Origin of the sequence: Schumannella sp. 10F1B-5-1 (genome assembly GCF_006517535.1) — a bacterium.
In the GTDB taxonomy this organism is placed as follows: Bacteria; Actinomycetota; Actinomycetes; order Actinomycetales; family Microbacteriaceae; genus Schumannella.
On sequence record NZ_VHQH01000038.1, the window covers coordinates 15,802 to 31,851 of the forward strand.

14 protein-coding genes are annotated in these 16,050 nt (G+C 73.5%); 4 read left to right on the forward strand and 10 right to left on the reverse strand.

Features of this window, described 5'->3' with window-relative positions:
- Nucleotides 1–2 precede the first annotated feature (2 nt).
- Both FJ658_RS08985 and FJ658_RS08990 read left to right on the forward strand, forming a co-directional pair.
- Complete coding sequence (locus FJ658_RS08985; RefSeq protein ID WP_141145059.1) at nt 3–893, forward strand: carbohydrate kinase family protein; 891 nt, start codon at nt 3–5, stop codon at nt 891–893.
- A gap of 239 nt (nt 894–1,132) precedes the next feature.
- Nucleotides 1,133–2,911, forward strand: coding sequence for a hypothetical protein (locus FJ658_RS08990; protein WP_141145060.1), 1,779 nt, complete (start codon nt 1,133–1,135; stop codon nt 2,909–2,911).
- An 87-nt stretch (nt 2,912–2,998) separates the two neighbouring features.
- Here the strand turns inward: FJ658_RS08990 and FJ658_RS08995 are convergent, their stop codons facing one another.
- The 3 genes from FJ658_RS08995 to FJ658_RS09005 form a co-directional block, all read right to left on the reverse strand.
- On the reverse strand, nt 2,999–4,354 hold the full coding sequence (locus FJ658_RS08995; protein WP_141145061.1) for a deoxyribodipyrimidine photo-lyase: 1,356 nt from the start codon (nt 4,352–4,354) through the stop codon (nt 2,999–3,001).
- Nucleotides 4,351–4,956, reverse strand: coding sequence for a MarR family winged helix-turn-helix transcriptional regulator (locus tag FJ658_RS16990; RefSeq protein ID WP_141145062.1), 606 nt, complete (start codon nt 4,954–4,956; stop codon nt 4,351–4,353). The genes FJ658_RS08995 and FJ658_RS16990 overlap by 4 nt, the downstream gene beginning before the upstream one ends.
- A 253-nt stretch (nt 4,957–5,209) precedes the next feature.
- Entirely contained in the window at nt 5,210–5,884 is a 675-nt protein-coding gene (locus FJ658_RS09005) for a TetR/AcrR family transcriptional regulator (protein ID WP_141145063.1), read from the reverse strand.
- A 132-nt stretch (nt 5,885–6,016) separates the two neighbouring features.
- On the opposite strand from FJ658_RS09005, the gene FJ658_RS09010 reads away from it, so the two are divergent.
- The gene (locus tag FJ658_RS09010) at nt 6,017–6,619 is read left to right on the forward strand and encodes a hypothetical protein (RefSeq protein ID WP_141145064.1); all 603 of its coding nucleotides are present in this window, start codon (nt 6,017–6,019) and stop codon (nt 6,617–6,619) included.
- Between the two features lie 79 nt (nt 6,620–6,698).
- Here the strand turns inward: FJ658_RS09010 and FJ658_RS09015 are convergent, their stop codons facing one another.
- Entirely contained in the window at nt 6,699–7,115 is a 417-nt protein-coding gene (locus FJ658_RS09015; protein WP_141145065.1) for a pyridoxamine 5'-phosphate oxidase family protein, read from the reverse strand.
- A 119-nt stretch (nt 7,116–7,234) separates the two neighbouring features.
- On the opposite strand from FJ658_RS09015, the gene FJ658_RS09020 reads away from it, so the two are divergent.
- Nucleotides 7,235–9,397 (forward strand): ATP-dependent DNA helicase RecQ, encoded by a 2,163-nt coding sequence (locus FJ658_RS09020; protein ID WP_141145066.1) that lies wholly within the window; start codon nt 7,235–7,237, stop codon nt 9,395–9,397.
- 290 nt (nt 9,398–9,687) lie between these two features.
- Here the strand turns inward: FJ658_RS09020 and FJ658_RS09025 are convergent, their stop codons facing one another.
- The 6 genes from FJ658_RS09025 to FJ658_RS09050 all read right to left on the reverse strand — a co-directional run bounded on the left by FJ658_RS09025 (nt 9,688) and on the right by FJ658_RS09050 (nt 15,958).
- Nucleotides 9,688–10,890 (reverse strand): hydroxymethylglutaryl-CoA synthase, encoded by a 1,203-nt coding sequence (locus FJ658_RS09025; RefSeq protein WP_255447648.1) that lies wholly within the window; start codon nt 10,888–10,890, stop codon nt 9,688–9,690.
- A 20-nt stretch (nt 10,891–10,910) separates the two neighbouring features.
- Nucleotides 10,911–12,044, reverse strand: coding sequence for a hydroxymethylglutaryl-CoA reductase (locus tag FJ658_RS09030; protein WP_141145067.1), 1,134 nt, complete (start codon nt 12,042–12,044; stop codon nt 10,911–10,913).
- A complete protein-coding gene (locus tag FJ658_RS09035; RefSeq protein ID WP_141145068.1) occupies nt 12,037–13,125 on the reverse strand; it encodes a phosphomevalonate kinase in 1,089 nt (362 codons plus the stop codon). Before FJ658_RS09035 ends, FJ658_RS09030 begins: the two co-directional genes overlap by 8 nt.
- On the reverse strand, nt 13,122–14,177 hold the full coding sequence (gene mvaD / locus FJ658_RS09040; protein WP_141145069.1) for a diphosphomevalonate decarboxylase: 1,056 nt from the start codon (nt 14,175–14,177) through the stop codon (nt 13,122–13,124). Before mvaD ends, FJ658_RS09035 begins: the two co-directional genes overlap by 4 nt.
- Nucleotides 14,174–15,304, reverse strand: coding sequence for a mevalonate kinase (mvk, locus tag FJ658_RS09045; protein ID WP_141145070.1), 1,131 nt, complete (start codon nt 15,302–15,304; stop codon nt 14,174–14,176). The genes mvaD and mvk overlap by 4 nt, the downstream gene beginning before the upstream one ends.
- A 168-nt stretch (nt 15,305–15,472) precedes the next feature.
- The gene (locus FJ658_RS09050; protein WP_141145071.1) at nt 15,473–15,958 is read right to left on the reverse strand and encodes a hypothetical protein; all 486 of its coding nucleotides are present in this window, start codon (nt 15,956–15,958) and stop codon (nt 15,473–15,475) included.
- Between the last annotated feature and the right edge of the window lie 92 nt (nt 15,959–16,050).

Consider the following 16,050-nt stretch of genomic DNA (forward strand, 5'->3'; position numbering starts at 1 on the left):
CAATGACGCGCCGGGTGATCGCGGTCGGCGATGTCAATCACGACATCCTCGTCTCACCGCACCACAGCGTCCGGCCGAGCTCCGACACGCCCTCGACCGTGCGCTTCCGCCCCGGTGGCAGCGCCGCCAACACCGCGGCGTGGCTCGCCTCGCTCGGCGTCGGCGTCGACCTGGTCGGCGCGATCGGCTCGGCCGACTACGACCGCTACGTCGCCGAGCTCGAGGATGCCGGGGTCACGCCGCGCCTGCAGCGCGAGGTCGGCATGACCACCGGCACGATCATCATCATCGTCGAGCGCGGCCAGGACCCGACGATGTTCACCGAGCGCGGGGCGAACGCGCTGCTCTCGCCGGCGGCCGTGACGCCCGAGCTGCTCGCCGAGGCCGCGGCCGTGCATCTCAGCGCCTACAGCTTCGTCGACGGCTTCGGCGTCTCGGGCGCCCGCGACGTGATCGACCGCTCGACCGCCGCCGGCGTGCCGGTCGTGGTCAATCCGAGCTCGCCCGACTACATGCGCGACTTCGGCGTCGAGGCGTTCCTCGAGGCCTCCCGCGGCGCCTCGGTGATCTTCCCGAACCTCGAAGAGGGCGAGCTGCTGACGGGCGAGTCGAGCCCCGAGCGGATGATCGCGGCCTTCCACGACATCGCCGAGACGGTCGTGCTGACCCTCGGCGCCGAGGGGGCGATGGGCCAGCACCGCTCGGGCTCGCCGATCGTGCGCGTGCCGGCCCCCTCCGTGCGCGTCGTCGATCCCACGGGCGCCGGCGACGCCTTCGCCGCCGGGTTCCTCAGCACGTGGATCGACGATCAGCGGCTCGAGCCGGCGATGCAGTCGGCTGTGCAGGCGGCGGCCCGAGCGATCATGCTCATCGGCGGCCGCCCGGGCGTCTGAGCGCCCGTCGCGATTCGCAATTCAGCATCCGGCGCCCCTGCCGGCCGAAGCCGGCTGTCTGCGGCGTCTCGTGCTGAGTTGCGACGGCCTCGTCGCACAACCCTGTCCGAATAACCCCTGAATGACCCCCATTCGGGGGTCGTGCGTCCCCTAGGGTGTCAGGGCGGCAACGGAGCCGCGGCAGCGACGGAGCTGCCACGAGAAGGGGAGACCTCGTGAATCAGACCAGAAGAAGAAGCATGCCCACGCGGCGGCTCGCGCTCGTCGCGGCCGCGGCGGTCGGCCTGGCGGGCGCCATCACGCCCGCCCTTTCGGCGCAGGCGGTCGACACCAGCGACACGCCCGATTTCGGCAGCAGCGTCAAGATCTACGACCCGTCGACGCCGGCGGCGACGATCCAGGGCGACGTGGATGCGGCCTTCAACGCCCAGCTGCTGAACCCGGATGCGCAGTTCGGCTCGCAGCGCTACGCCTTCCTGTTCAAGCCCGGCGACTACGGCCGCGTCTGGGCGAACCTGGGCTTCTACACCTCGGTCGCCGGACTCGGCAAGAACCCCGACGACGTCAAGCTCACCGGCGCGGTCAACGTCGACTCGGGCTGGAACTACGGCGACCAGTCGAACGCCACCCAGAACTTCTGGCGCTCGGTCGAGAACATCGCGATCATCCCCGACGGCGGCACCGACCGCTGGGCGGTCTCGCAGGCCGCGCCGATGCGCCGTGTGCACATCCAGGGCGACCTGACGATGGGGCCCTCGAACCAGGACAACGGCCAGGGCTACTCGTCGGGCGGCTACATCGCCGACAGCAAGGTCGACGGCACCGTCACCTCCGGCTCGCAGCAGCAGTGGTACACCCGCGACTCGTCGCTCGGCGCGTGGCAGGGCGGCAACTGGAACATGGTCTTCTCGGGCGTGAACGGCGCCCCGGCGAACGACTTCTCGAAGAGCTACACGACCCTCGACAGCACCCCGACGGTGCGCGAGAAGCCGTACCTCTACATCGACGACGCCGGCAAGTACCACGTCTTCGTGCCCTCGCTGCAGCACGACCGCAGCGGCGTCTCGTGGCCGAACACGCCGGGCACCGACATCCCGATGCGCGACTTCTACGTCGCGCACCCGGGTGACAGCGCATCCACGCTCAACGCGGCGCTCGACCAGGGTCTGAACCTGTTCTTCACCCCGGGCACCTACCAGCTGGATGCGCCCATCGACGTGACCCGCCCGGGCACCGTCGTGACGGGTATCGGCTTCCCGACGCTCACGCCGACCAACGGCAACGCGGTGCTCACGACCGCCGACGTCGACGGCGTGAACATCTCGAGCCTCGTCGTGGATGCGGGACAGCAGAACAGCGACCAGCTGATCCGCCTCGGCACCGCCGGATCGCACACCGACCACGCGGCCGACCCGCAGACGATCCAGGACGTGTTCGTGCGCATCGGATCGAGCATCCAGGGCAACGCGACCACGACCCTGCAGGTCAACGCCGACGACACGGTCATCGACCACATCTGGGCCTGGCGCGCCGACCACGGCGGCGCCCCGACCGGCTGGAACGTCAACCAGGGCGCGACCGGCGTGCAGGTCGACGGCGACGACGTGCTCGCCACCGGACTGTTCGTCGAGCACTACCAGAAGCACGAGGTGATCTGGAACGGCGAGCGCGGTCGCACGATCTTCTTCCAGAACGAGCTGCCCTACGACGTGCCCGACAATGCGTCGTGGCAGAGCCCGACGGGCGCCGGCTATGCGGCCTACAAGGTCGCCGACGGCGTGACCAGCCACGAGATCTGGGGCGGCGGGGTGTACTCGTTCTTCAACGTGAACCCCTCGGTCGTCGCCGACCGCGGCTTCGAGTTCCCGAACGCCGCGGGCGTGCGCGGACACAACCTGTTCACGGTGTCGCTCGGCGATGTCGGCACGATCAACCACGTCGTGAACGACGTCGGAGGTCCCGTGCCGAACCCGGCGGGCAACACGACGCCGAGCCGGGTCGTCAGCTACCCGGGATGATCTGATCCGGATGCGGTCACCCCGCGTCCGTCGCGTCTGATCGCGCCCCCGTCGGCCTCGGCCGGCGGGGGCGCGATCACGCCCGGGTCAGCTGTTGCGCAGGTGCGCGTAGGCGTCGAGGGCGGCCTGGCGCGACTGCTTGAGGTCGACGATCGGCTCGGGGTACTCGTCGGTGCCGAGTTCGGGCACCCACCGCTTCACGTAACGGTCGTGCTTGTCGAACTTCTCGCGCTGCAGCTCGGGATTGAACACGCGGAAGTAGGGTGCCGCATCCGCCCCGCTGCCGGCCACCCACTGCCAGTTGCCGGGATTGCTGGCCTCGTCGGCGTCGACGAGCGTGTCCCAGAACCACTGCTCGCCCACGCGCCAGTCGATCAGCAGGTTCTTCACGAGCAGGCTCGCGACGACCATGCGCACGCGGTTGTGCATGTATCCGGTGTGCCAGAGCTCGCGCATCCCGGCGTCGACGAGGGGGATGCCGGTGCGCCCCTGCTGCCAGGCCTCGAGCTCGGCCGGGTGCGGCTTCTCCCAGGGGAAGGCATCCCAGTCGGGGCGGTAGTTGTCGGTGTGCAGCTTCGGCTGCTGGAACAGGATGCTGTGGTTGAACTCGCGCCAGCCGAGCTCGCTGAGGAACTTGGCCCGGTTGCGGCGGGCGGCGTCGTCGAGCTCGCCGTGCAGTCGATCCCAGATCTGGATGGGGCTGATCTCGCCGAAGCGCAGGTGCGGGCTGAGTCCGCTGGTCGCCTCGACGGCGGGCTCGTCGCGGCGGTGGTAGTCGGCGAGGCGGTCCTCGACGAACGCCTCGAGGCGGTGGCGGGCGCCGAGCTCGCCGGGCTCCCAGGTCTCGCGCAGGCCGCCGGCCCAGTCGGGATGCGTCGGCAGCAGCCCCCAGCCGTCGAGGCGGTCGCCGTCGGCGCGCCGCCCATCGATCTGCCGCGGCTCGGGCACCGCGTCGCGGAACGGGCGCTCCTGCGCGGCCTTCCAGAACGGCGTGAATACCTTGAAGGGCTCGCCCTGCCCGGTCGTGACCTCCCACGGCTCGACCAGCAGATTCGCGCCGAAGCTCGCGACCTCGAGGCCGTCGTCGCGCAGGCGGGTCTTCAGGCGGGCGTCGATCTCGCGGGCCGCGCCGTAGCGGCGGTTCCAGAACACCGCCTCGGCGTGCGTCTCGGCGACGACGGCCGGCACGACGTCCTCGGCCTTGCCGCGGCGGAGCGTGAGCGAGCCGCCGCGGTCCTCGAGCCGCTGCTGCAGCGCCGCGAGGCTGTGGTGCAGCCACCAGCGGCTCGCCCCGCCGAGCGGACGCACCTCGCGGCTGTCGTCGTCGAGCACGAACAGCACGACGACCGGACGGTCGGAGTCGACCGCGGCGCGCAGGGCCGGGTTGTCGGCCAGGCGCAGGTCGTCGCGCAGCCAGACGAGGGCGGGATGGCGCGGGCTCACGCGGCTCCGGAGTCGGCCGTCGCGGGCGGCGGGGGCACCGCATCCACGTCGTCGGGTCGCTCGGGCGAGCTGGAGCCGCGCAGCTTGTCGCTGAGGCGCCGCAGCTCGGCGAGCTCGTCGTCGTCGAGCGAGGTGAGCATGCGGTCCGCGATATCGCGGCCGTGCTCGGCCCCGACGCGACGGAACAGCGTGTAGCCCTCGTCGGTGAGGGTCGCGATCGTGCCGCGCGCGTCATCCGGGTCGGTGCACTTGCTGACCAGGCCGCGGGCGACCAGGCGGTCGAGCAGGCGGCTGACGCTCGGCTGGGTCAGTAGCAGGTGGCGGTTCAGATCCCGGATGCGCAGGGCCCGGCCGGGCGCCCGGGAGAGCGTGAACAGCACGTCGTACTCGGTGAAGCTGACGCCCTCGGGGAAGCGGGAGCGGATGTGTCGCAGCACGCTGACCTGGGCGCGGTAGAGGCTCTCCCACGCGGCGACCGCGTCGGTGCGGCGCGAGGTGGCGGCGGGGGCCGCGGCAGCGGCGGCCGCGGGGTCGGCGTTCGAGGTCGTGGCCGGCGCCGTCGTCGGCGCGTCGGCCGAGGCGGAGTCGGGTCGCTCGGACATGCGACAACCCTACGGCTGACGGGTGACGCGAGGGCGGGCGATCAGCGCTCGGACAGGTGCCGGAAGGTCGTCACGGTGAATCCGTTGACCTGCCCCGGGCAGATTCGAGGGCCGGCCGCAGAGGCGAGCGGCCGGCCCTCTTCCCTTGCACCAAGAGTGTCCTGCAATCACATTCGCTCCGGCTGCCACAGCAAACAACCGGCGCTGCTTGAAATGTATAACGGCGAGGTAACGACGTCTAGTTATCTGTTCGTTATTTTTCCTGGGTGTTCGCCGAGCGTGCGGAATCGTGTCCGGATGCGCGGGCGAGCACGGCGGTGAACGCGGCGTCGAGTGCGCCGGCGATCGCCGCGGGGTCGCTCAGGTAGCCGTTGACCATGGCGCCATCGCGCAGCAGCTGCAGCTGGCCGGCGACCGCTTCGGGGTCGTCGACGTCGGCCTCGGTCGCGATCGCGGCGAACTCCTCGGCTGTCCAGCGGCGATGCTCCTCGACGGCCGCGCGCACCGGGTCGTCGGCGTCGGCGAACTCGGCCGCCGCGTTGATGAAGGGGCAGCCGCGGAACCCCGGACGGCAGCTCGCCGCGCCGATCCCGGCGGCGAGAGCGTGCAGCGAGGCGACGGGGTCCCCGTCGGAGCGGGCGGTGCGCATCCACTCGCGCTCGCCCTCGGCCTGCCGCTGCAGGTAGGCGACGACGAGGTCGCTCTTGGTGCGGAAGTGGCGGTAGAAGGTGACCTTCGTGATGCCGACGTCGTCGATCACGCGGTCGGCGCTCGTCGCCCGGATGCCCTGCTCGTAGAAGCGCGCGGTGGCCGCGTCGAGGATGCGCTCGCGGGTCGAGGCGGCGCGGGGGCCGGGCGTCGTCGCCGCGTCGGTCGCGCGGGCGGCGCTGGCGGTGCGGGCGGCGCTGGCGGCGCTGTCGGCGGGCATCGGATGCTCCAGGTCTCGGGTGCTGGGGGATCGCCGCCGACCGTGCTGCTTGCGGCGGGGCTCGGCGTCAGCCTAGGATGCATAGGTAGACGTACTAGTAACTATACATCCCCCATCGGACAAGGACCCCTCATGACGACCGACACCCCGACTGCCGCCGCCGCCTCGGCGACGGCCCTCGCCCCGGCGCTCCGCCGCCTCTACTTCGTGCGCTTCGGCTTCGCCGTCGTGTGGGCCGCCGTGCTCATCGCGATCTCCGCCGCGGGTGCCGCACCCGACATCCTGCTCGGCGTGCTCGTGGTCGTGTACCCGCTCGTCGACGCCGCCGCCGTGCTCTGGCAGCTGCGGGCAGGCGGGGCAGAGGACGCGGGCGCAGGTGCCGCTTCACCGCACCTCGCGGAGTGGCTCAACGTCGTGATGAGCGTCGTCGCCGCGATCGCGCTCGGGATCGCCGCCGCCTCGTCGGTCGGCGCGGTGCTCGCCGTCTGGGGCGTCTGGGCCGTGCTGTCGGGCGTGACCCAGCTGGTCACCGCGGTGCTGCGGCGGCGCTCCGGCGGGCAGGTGCCGCTCATCCTCAGCGGGGGCATCTCGGTGCTCGCGGGAACCGGCTTCCTCGTGCAGGGTCTCGGTGGCGCGGCGAGCGCGACGGGGATCGGAGGCTACGCCCTGGTCGGCGGCGTGTTCTTCCTGATCGCGGCGATCCGGCTCAGCGTGCTGCTGCGTCGGGCGCGCTGAGCCGGGACGGGCACGCGGGCGTCGGCGCCCCGCGGGCCCCTCCGGATCGGCGCGGGCGCGCCGGCTGGGGCGCCGCGCGTCAGTCGGCCGAGCGCTTCACCGCGGTCGGGTGGATCACGATGCGCACCCACTCGAGGCCGCGCCACTCGTCGAGCACCGCCTGGTGCTCGGGTGCGAGCTCGTCGCCCCAGTAGCGGTGCGCGAGCGTCTCGGCCAGCTCGAGCGCTCCCTCGGAGTGCAGGGTCACGTCGCCCTCGACCGCGACCCAGCGCTCGGGCTCGCCCGTCGGCGCGGCCACGACGGCCGTGGCGCGCGGCACGGCGCGCAGCCGGGCGACCCGCGCCGTCGACGGCGACGAGAACAGCTGGATGTCGCCCCCGGCCGTCAGGTCGAACCAGACCGGGCGCGGCGCCGGCAACCGGTCGGGCTTCGCCACGGTCGCGACGAAGGCGTGCAGCGGGCGGGAGAGCAGGGCGCGGTCGACGTCGGTGAGCATGCTCCACGGTAGGCGGCGGAGGCGGCGGGGCGCTGGGCTCGCGGAGTTGCTGGGCGGCGTCGGACGCGGGGTGGACGCGCATCCAGGCCGATGTCGCCGGCGTCTGCCACGCTCGAGGCGTGACCGAGACCGCCGCGCCCTCCGCGCCCGACACGACCGCGTCCACGACCTCCGACACCCGTGCCGCCGCGCTCGCGACGCTGCGCGCGCTCGTCGGGTCGCCCGACGCCGACTTCCACGACGGGCAGTTCGAGGCGATCTCGGCGATCGTCGACGAGTCGCGCCGTGCACTCGTGGTGCAGCGCACCGGATGGGGCAAGTCGGCCGTCTACTTCGTCGCCACCCGGCTGCTGCGCGATCGCGGCGCCGGACCGACCCTGCTCGTGTCGCCGCTGCTCGCGCTCATGCGCGACCAGGTCGCCGCGGCCGCGCGGGCCGGGGTGCGGGCGGCATCCATCGACTCCAGCAACCAGCACGACTGGGATGCGATCCGCGAGCGCCTCGCGGCCGACGAGATCGACGTGCTGCTGGTGTCGCCCGAGCGGCTCAACAACCCCGACTTCCGCGACACCCAGCTGCCCGCGCTCGCGGCGCGCACGGGACTGCTCGTGATCGACGAGGCGCACTGCATCTCCGACTGGGGGCACGACTTCCGCCCCGACTACCGGCGGCTGCGCGACCTCGTGGTCGAGCTCGGCGACACCCCGGTGCTCGCGACCACGGCGACGGCGAACGGCCGCGTCGTCGACGACGTCACCGAGCAGCTGGGCGGGACGGATGCAGTGCTCACCATCCGCGGGCCGCTCGCCCGCGCATCCCTGCGCCTCGGGGTGCTGCGCACGCCCGACCAGCGCAGCCGACTCGGCTGGCTCGTGGAGCACCTGCGCGAGCTGCCGGGCAGCGGCATCGTCTACGCGCTCACCGTCAGCGCCGCCGCCGACACGACCCGGCTGCTGCGCGAGGCCGGCTACGACGTGCTCGCCTACACGGGGCAGACCGAGAACGCCGAGCGCGAGGAGGCGGAGCTCGCGCTGAAGCAGAACCGGGTCAAGGCGCTCGTCGCGACCAGCGCGCTCGGCATGGGCTTCGACAAGCCCGACCTCGGGTTCGTGGTGCATCTCGGGGCGCCGTCGTCGCCGGTCGCCTACTACCAGCAGGTCGGCCGCGCCGGCCGGGCCACCGCATCCGCCGACGTGCTGCTGCTGCCGGGCACCGAAGACGAGGCGATCTGGGAGTACTTCGCGACCGCGAGCATGCCGACCCGGGCCAGCGCCGACGCCGTGCTGGCCGCGCTCGAGCCCGAGCGGCCGACCTCGACGCCCGCGCTCGAGGCGCTCGTCGACGTGAAGCGCAGCCGGCTCGAGCTGCTGCTCAAGGTGCTCGATGTCGACGGAGCTGTCGACCGGGTGCGCGGGGGCTGGGTCAGCACGGGCCGCCCGTGGACCTACGACGCCGAGCGCTACGAGCGCATCGCGGTCGCGCGCCGGGCCGAGCAGCAGCACATGCTCGACTACGAGGCGCTGCCCGCCGGCCAGTGCCGCATGGAGTTCCTGCAGCGCGCGCTCGACGACGAGAGCGCCGCGCCGTGCGGTCGCTGCGACAGCTGCACGGGCGCGTGGTTCGCGAGCGAGGTGTCCTCGGCGTCGACCGCCGCCGCGACCGCCGCGCTCGACCAGGTCGGGGTCGCCCTCGAGGCGCGCAAGCAGTGGCCGACCGGCGCGGCCAGCCGCGGCATCCCGGTCAAGGGCAACATCCCGCCGACCGAGCGCCCCGAGGAGGGGCGCGCGGTCGCCCGGCTCACCGACCTCGGCTGGGGCGGACCGCTGCGCGAGCTCTTCGCACCGGGCGTCGCCGACGGGCCGGTGCCGCGCACCCTGGTGGATGCCGCGGTCGCGGTGCTCAAAGACTGGGACTGGGCCGAGCGCCCGGTGGGCGTCGTCGCCATGCCGAGCGCCGCGCATCCGCAGCTCGTCGGGTCGCTCGCACACGCGATCTCGGAGCTCGGCCGGCTGCCGCTGCTCGGCGCGCTCGAGTCGACGTCGCCCGACCCGACGCAGTCACCCGCCGGCGCGGGCGGACCGAGCGTCGGGCGGCTCGCCGGGGTGTGGTCGGCGTTCCGCGTCGGCGAGGAGCTGCGCGCGGCGCTCGCCGACACCGCCGGGCCCGTGCTGCTGGTCGACGACCTCGCCGACAGCCGCTGGACCTTCACCGTCGCCGCACGCCTCCTCCGCGAGGCGGGCGCGGACGCCGTGCTGCCGTTCGCGCTGGCGCTGCGCGCCTGAGGAGCGCGCGAAGCGCAGCGACGCTGATGGCAGCGCGCCGCGGCGCGTGCCCGACGTGATGAGTCGCGGCGGCCGGCGCCACCCATCCGTGCTGTCGTCACGCAATTCAGCACGGATGCGCCGCCGCGGCCCGCGCGGGCCATGCCGCCGCCCGGGTGCTGAGTTGCGTTGCGCGCCTTCGAATCCCCGGTTCGCAATTCAGCAGGGATGCGCCGTCTCGACCGGCACGGGTCATCGGGCGTCGTCGGTGCTGAATTGCGTCACGACAGCGTGGCGCGCCGCGCGGAGCGTCAGGCCGTGCGCTCGTAGCGGCGGGCGCCGCCCGTCACGCCGGCGAAGCGGAACGGCCCGGTCGTCACGCGCGGGTTCTCGCGGTCGAGGCTCGACGCCGATCCGGGGCCCGAGTGCGAGGCGTGCAGCGCACGGTAGTCGCCGACGGCGATCGGGGTGCGCGCATCCAGGGTCGCGGCGACCGAGCCGGCGTCCGTGCGGCGCAGCGTGCGGTAGCCCGGCTTCACGATGCCGGTCAGCAGCTCGCCGACGCTGCCCGAGCCGTAGCTGAACAGCGCGAGGCGGCGGCCGTCGAGGTCGTCGTCGAGGTCGAGCAGCGCCGCGAGCGCCAGGAACACCGACGCCGTGTACGAGTTGCCCGTGCGCCGGTTGTAGGTGAAGCCCGTCGCGAGGTCGTCGTCGGAGGTCTCCGCACCCGCGTGCTTGCCCCAGGCGCGGTGCGCCTTGAGCGCCATCTTCGTGAAGGGCTGGTGGTGCAGCCAGCGGTCGATCTCGTGCGGGGCGGGGCCGCCGCGGGCAGCGAGGTCGTCCCACGAGCCGAGCAGTGCATCCACGTAGGCGGTCACCGACAGGCGCCCGTCGACGAGCGCGGTCGAGCGGTCGTTGGGTCGCCAGAAGTCGTCGACGTCGGCCGAGAACAGTCCCGACGCGGGCTCGATCTCGACGAGCTCCGGATGCGCCCCCACGAGGAACGCGACGGCGCCCGCACCCTGCGTCGGCTCGGCAGCCGAGTCGAGGTCGTAGCGGGCGACGTCGCTCGCGATGACGAGCACGCGCTCGCGCGGGTCGCGGGCGACGATGCCGAGCGCCGCGACGAGCGCCGCGGTGCCGCCGTAGCAGGCCTGCTTCAGCTCGACGGCGCGCACGGTCGACGGCAGGCCGAGCAGCCCGTGCGCCACGACCGCGGCCGACTTCGACTGGTCGACGCCCGACTCGGTCGCGAACAGCACCGTGCGGATGCCCTCGACGCCGTGCCGCTCGATCAGCGGCAGCGCGGCGGCGGCGCCCATCGTGACGATGTCCTCGTCGGGGGCGGGCACGCTGAACGCGTCCTGCCCGAGCCCCACGTGGTACTTCGCCGGGTCGACGCCGTTGTGCGCCGCCAGGTCGTCGAGGTCGAGCACGTGGTGCCCGGTCGCGACGGCGAGATCCAGGATGCCGACAGGCACCGGTCCGGGAAGCGCCGACGTCGCTTCGCTCACGCCGCCACCCACGCCGCCGCTCACGCCTGGCCCCGCTTCGCGCCGCGCTCCATGGCCACGTGCGCGGCCATGAGCTCGCCGGGGTTCGTCTGCGCCGCGAGCAGCGAGATCTCTCCGCACAGCACGCTCGCCGCGATCAGCGCGGCCAGGCGGCGGGCGTTCGCTCCGGGCTCGCGGTCCTCCCGGCATCCCAGTCGCTCGAGGGCGGCGTTCACGCCGACGAGGTGCTTGCCGTTGCCGACGGTGCCGACGATGAGATGCGGCAGCGTCGTCGAGAAGTACAGGTCGCCGTCGCGGTTCTCGGCGAAGGTGATGCCCTGCGAGCCCTCGACGATGTTCGCCGCATCCTGACCCGTCGCCAGGTAGAAGGCGAGCAGCATGTTCGCGTAGTGCGCGTTGGCCGAGCGCAGGGCGCCGGCGATGGTCGAGCCGACGAGGTTCTTGCCCGTGTTGAGGTCGACGATGCGCTGGGTCGAGCTGCGCAGGGTGGTCTCGACGAGCTCGGCCGGGATGAGCATCTCGGCGACGACGCTGCGCCCGCGACCGAGGATGCCGTTGACGGCGGTGGCCTTCTTGTCGCTGCAGTAGTTGCCCGAGATCGAGCCGTACTCGAGCTCGGGATGCCACTGCAGGATCACCCCGAGCAGCGCCTCGGAGGCGGCGGTGACCATGTTGTGGCCCGAGGCGTCGCCGGTCGTGAACGCGAAGCGCAGGAACAGCAGGTCGCCGACGATCTCGGGGTGCATCTCGACCAGCTGCGCGAAGCGGCTCTGCGCCGCCACGACGGCGGCGAGCTCGTCGAAGCGCTGCTGCAGGTCGAGACTCGCGAGGTGCGCGGCGCCGGCTCCGGATGCGCGCAGCAGCACCGAGCGCGTCATCCGCTCGCCGACGACCGTGGCGACGATGCCGCCCTCGACCTGGCGCGAGAGGCGCGCGCCGCGGCCGACCGAGGGCCAGAGCGGGCTCTCGTAGGTCGCCAGCGGCACCTCGATCTCGCCCTCGACGGCGTTGCCGCTCACGCGGATCGGGCCGACCCAGCGAGTCGGGATGGGCGTGATGCGCTCGTCGTATTCGGGGGCGGCGGGCGCGGCGGCGGGTGCCGCGGCGGTGCCGGGCGCGTCGGCGGGCGTCGCGCCCGCGGTGCTGTCAGTCATCGACGGATCCTTCCGGAGGATGCACGGAGATCGTGAGGTGGCGGATGTCGTGCGACTCCCACGAGCGCAGCATCCCGGTGAGGTCGGCGTCGGCCGGCGCGAGCACGATCCCGCAGTCGCCGCCGCCCGCGCCCGAGGGCTTGCCCGCGGCTCCGGCGGCCTCGGCCGTGTCGCACAGTCGGGCCAGGCGGTCGGTCTCGATCGCGGTGCCCGACTGGGCCCCGAGGCGCTGGAGCAGCCGCCGCGACCGGCGCAGCGCATCCAGGGCCAGGGTGTCGTCGCCGTCGTCGAGTCCCGTGACGAGGTCGTCGACGCAGGCGCGGCTCTCGAGCAGGAACGCGGGGTAGTCGAGGTCGGCGCCGATGCGTCGGCGGCGCACCCCGCCGACGAGGCGCTCGGTGGATGCGGGAGATCCCGTCCACCCGACCAGCAGCCGCAGCCCGTGCGGCGGCGCGAGGCGCGCCATGTCGAAGCCGGCCCAGCCGTCGCCGTTCAGCACGGCCGAGACGGAGCGGTCGCCGAGCTGCTCGCGCAGCACCGAGCGGTCGGGGGCGCTGTAGCGGATCCAGCCGCCGAAGGTGCTGGCGGCGACGTCACCGCCCGAGGCGTTCGGGCTGACCTGGATCGTCGCCAGCAGGCCCAGCTTGAAGCGCTCGCGGCGCGTCAGCCCGAGGCCGTAGAAGCGGTCGAGCGCGTGCACGGTCGCGACCACGACGGCGGCCGACGAGCCGAGGCCGAACTTGCGTCCGCTCGCGTCGTCGAGCTCGCTCTGCACGCGCAGGTCGTAGAAGCGGGCCGGGATGCCGAGCTCGCCGCGCAGCTGCTCGACCGTCGCGAGCACCGACATCACGTAGTCGTAGGGGTGGTGCTCGCGGTCGAGGGTGAGCCCGTCGTCGTCGCGGCGCCAGACGAGCGGGATCTGCCCGTACTCGGGCGAGTGCACGCTGCCCGCATCCCGGCTCTCGGTGAGCGTGACGGTCAGGTAGCGGTCGACGGCGATGAGCACCGACGGCTGGCCGGGCTCGACCACCGCGTACTCGCCGGCGATGAAGAGCTTGCCGGGGGCGCGCATCTCGATCATGCGGGGGCCCCGGCTCCGGGGGCGGTACCGGCTCCGGATGCGGCGGGCCCGGTCGCGTCGGCCCCGCCGCCGCTCTCGAGGCGCGCGGCCGGTCCCGGCAGGGTCGTGACGGGCTGCGCGATCCCCGCGTTCGCGCTCAGCTCGGCGGCGACCGCCTCGCGGTCGTCGGGGCGCGTCAGCACGACGACGTTGGGCCCCGCATCGGCGGTGGCGTAGGCCTCGAGGCCGGCGACGCGCATCCCGGCGACCGCATCGAACACGCGCGTCGACGCGGCCGTGAGGTAGCGGATGGGCGGCTCGGCGCTCTGGATCGTGGCGTGCATGCGCAGCGCGTTGCTCTCGGTCAGCTCGCCGATGCGCGTGAAGTCGCCGGCGGCGCAGGCCTCGACCATGCGCTCCAGGCTCGCGGCGGTCGAGGTGACCCAGGCCGGGAAGAACGGCGAGGTGGCGATCGTGCGGCGCATGGCCTCGCGACTCGACACGTGCTTCTCGCCGGCATCCACGGTCGCGATGACCATCGCGAGCGGGGGAGCGGCGACGGTCTCGCTGAACGACGCGGCGTCGTCGCCGGCGTGCCAGATCGCGACGCCGCCCGGGATGCTGCGCGACGCCGACCCCGACCCGCGGCGGGCGAGGCGGCTGAGCGCGCGGACGTCGAGGTCGAGACCGTAGGCGGCCGCCGCGGCGGTGGCGAGGGCGGCGAAGCCGGACGCCGAGGAGGCGAGTCCGGCGCCGGTCGGCACGGTGTTCGTGCTGACGACCGCGGCGGGCCGCTCGTCGCCGGCGAGCTCGCGCACGAGGTCGAGGAAGCGGGTGACCCGGCCGAGCTCGGCGTCGGTCGCCGGGCGGTCGTTGAGGGTGAGGGTGTCGGGAGCGGTGGCGTTGCTGCCCGCGCCCGCGCCCTCGCCGACCGTGACGGTCGTGCGCGTCGGGAACACGTCGAGCGTCATCGACAGGCTCCCCGTCGCCGGCAGCGACATCGCCTCGTCGGCCTTGCCCCAGTACTTGATCAGCGCGATGTTCGGGTGGGCGATCGCCGTGGCGGTGGTCACGTCCGGTCCTCCCTGGTGCTGGTGCTGGTGCTGGTGCTGGTGCTGGTGCTGGTGTCGGCGGCGGTGGATGCGGGCGGTGCGTCCGCCGGCCCGGCCGGTGTCGGCGGCAGGCGCACGGTCCAGGTGGATGCCGCCCCCGCGCCGCGCAGAGCGCCCGCGATCCGCGCCGCGCCGTCCGCGTCGGCGGCGAGTGCGAGCAGGCATCCGCCGCGTCCGCCGCCCGTCAGTTTCGCACCCAGGGCGCCCGCCGCGCGCGCCGCGGTGGCCAGGGTCTCGAGCTCGGGGCCGCTGACGCCGAGCTCGCGCAGCTCGGAGTGCACCGCATCCATGTCGCTCCCGAGCGTGGCGGCGTCGCCCTCAGCCAGGTGGATGCGCCCCGCGCGCGTGCGCTCGGCGATGCGCCGCACGGCCGCGTCGACCGCCGCGGGGTCGGCGTCATGGCGGGCGCGCACGCCGGCGACCGCTCCGCGCGTGCCGCTGGCGACGCCGGTGTCGGCGATCACGAAGCGGAGTTCGGCGCCGACCGCGGCGGGGATGGCCTCGCCGTTCTCGAGCCAGATCGGGGCGCTGCTGACGGTCGTGCGCGCATCCAGGCCGCTCGCGCTGCCGTGCGCGATGCGCTCGCTGCCCTGCACGAGGTCGAAGCGGGTCTGCGCGTCGAAGGTCGCGCCGAGGGCGTCGGCGACCGCGTCGATCACGGCGCCGGCCGAGGCCGCGCTCGAGCCGAGCCCGCGGGCGACCGGGATGCCGCTCTCGATCCGGATGCGCAGGGTCGCCTCGGGTGCACCGGCGGCACGACGTGCGGAGTCGAGCCCGGCGACGATCGGGGCGAGCTCGTCGGGGGCCGAGCGCAGCGGACCGGCGTAGACGCTGGAATCGAGCCAGTCCTCGTCGTGCGCGGTCGCGGTCGCGACGACCGCGAGCTCCGGGATCGGCAGAGCGAACGCGGGAGCGCCGTAGAGCACGGCATGCTCGCCGAGCAGGATCGTCTTGCCGTGCGTGCGGCCGACGCCGACGCGCGCTTCTCCGGCCGTCGAGCTGCCTCCCGGGGTCGCCGACGATGCGGCGGAGTCGCTGCTGGGAGCGGCGCTTTTCGGCGCGCTGACCTGGTCGGAATTCTGCTGCATGGCGGGTTAGGCAAGCCTAATCGCCCACGGCGGGCCCTCGCCGCGCGGTCACCTCGCGCTCAGGAAGGGATCAGGCGAGGTGTCTGCGGGAGGGGTTTTCGGCGACACGCCGTCGGCCCGTCCCGTCAGCACGGCGTGTCGTCGAAAACCCCTCCCGCAGAGAGACGCTCAGCGCGCATCCCAGGCGTACCAGTGCCCGTCGTCGTGGAAGACGTGCCAGTTGCCGCAGACGAGTCCGTCGTCGGGCACCTCGTCGGGCCACCAGCTCGCGTCCGATCCGCCGTCGCCGCGCATCGACCCGGCCGCGCAGTAGTCGGCGGTCGGTCCCGTCTCGCTGTCGAAGCGGAACCACGCGCCCGTCGTCTGCAGGTCGTAGCGCAGCCGGATGTCGGTCGCGTCGTCGGGCACGAGCATCGGCACGCGGTAGCCGTCGTCGCTCTTCTTCGCGGTGTCGTAGTCGTTCCAGCTCACGTTCGCGCGGCCGACCGGGTTGAGCGACATGCCGCATCCGCTCAGCAGCAGGGTCGCGCCGACGGTTGCCGCCAGCGCGGCGACGAGGGCGAGGGCCGGGATGCGGCGGGCGCGAGCGGCAGGGCGCGTACCGGCGGTGCGGGATGCGGTGGTGGTGCGGGATGCGGCGGTGCGGTGCGTCATGCTCCCAGCACAGCGGCTCGCGCGGCCTCGGGCGTCGGTCGCAGGAGGGGTGCGCGTCGTCCGCGCGGCTGATTCCCGCGCATCCCGTGTCT

Bases quoted from the DNA above. Each gene is read 5' to 3' on its own strand.
- FJ658_RS08985 (WP_141145059.1), top strand. From the start codon at position 3: ATGACGCGCCGGGTGATCGCGGTCGGCGATGTCAATCACGACATCCTC.
- FJ658_RS08990 (WP_141145060.1), top strand. From the start codon at position 1,133: ATGCCCACGCGGCGGCTCGCGCTCGTCGCGGCCGCGGCGGTCGGCCTG.
- FJ658_RS16990 (WP_141145062.1), bottom strand. From the start codon at position 4,956: ATGTCCGAGCGACCCGACTCCGCCTCGGCCGACGCGCCGACGACGGCG.
- FJ658_RS09005 (WP_141145063.1), bottom strand. From the start codon at position 5,884: ATGCCCGCCGACAGCGCCGCCAGCGCCGCCCGCACCGCCAGCGCCGCC.
- FJ658_RS09010 (WP_141145064.1), top strand. From the start codon at position 6,017: ATGACGACCGACACCCCGACTGCCGCCGCCGCCTCGGCGACGGCCCTC.
- FJ658_RS09015 (WP_141145065.1), bottom strand. From the start codon at position 7,115: ATGCTCACCGACGTCGACCGCGCCCTGCTCTCCCGCCCGCTGCACGCC.
- FJ658_RS09030 (WP_141145067.1), bottom strand. From the start codon at position 12,044: ATGACTGACAGCACCGCGGGCGCGACGCCCGCCGACGCGCCCGGCACC.
- FJ658_RS09035 (WP_141145068.1), bottom strand. From the start codon at position 13,125: ATGATCGAGATGCGCGCCCCCGGCAAGCTCTTCATCGCCGGCGAGTAC.
- mvk (WP_141145070.1), bottom strand. From the start codon at position 15,304: ATGCAGCAGAATTCCGACCAGGTCAGCGCGCCGAAAAGCGCCGCTCCC.
- FJ658_RS09050 (WP_141145071.1), bottom strand. From the start codon at position 15,958: ATGACGCACCGCACCGCCGCATCCCGCACCACCACCGCATCCCGCACC.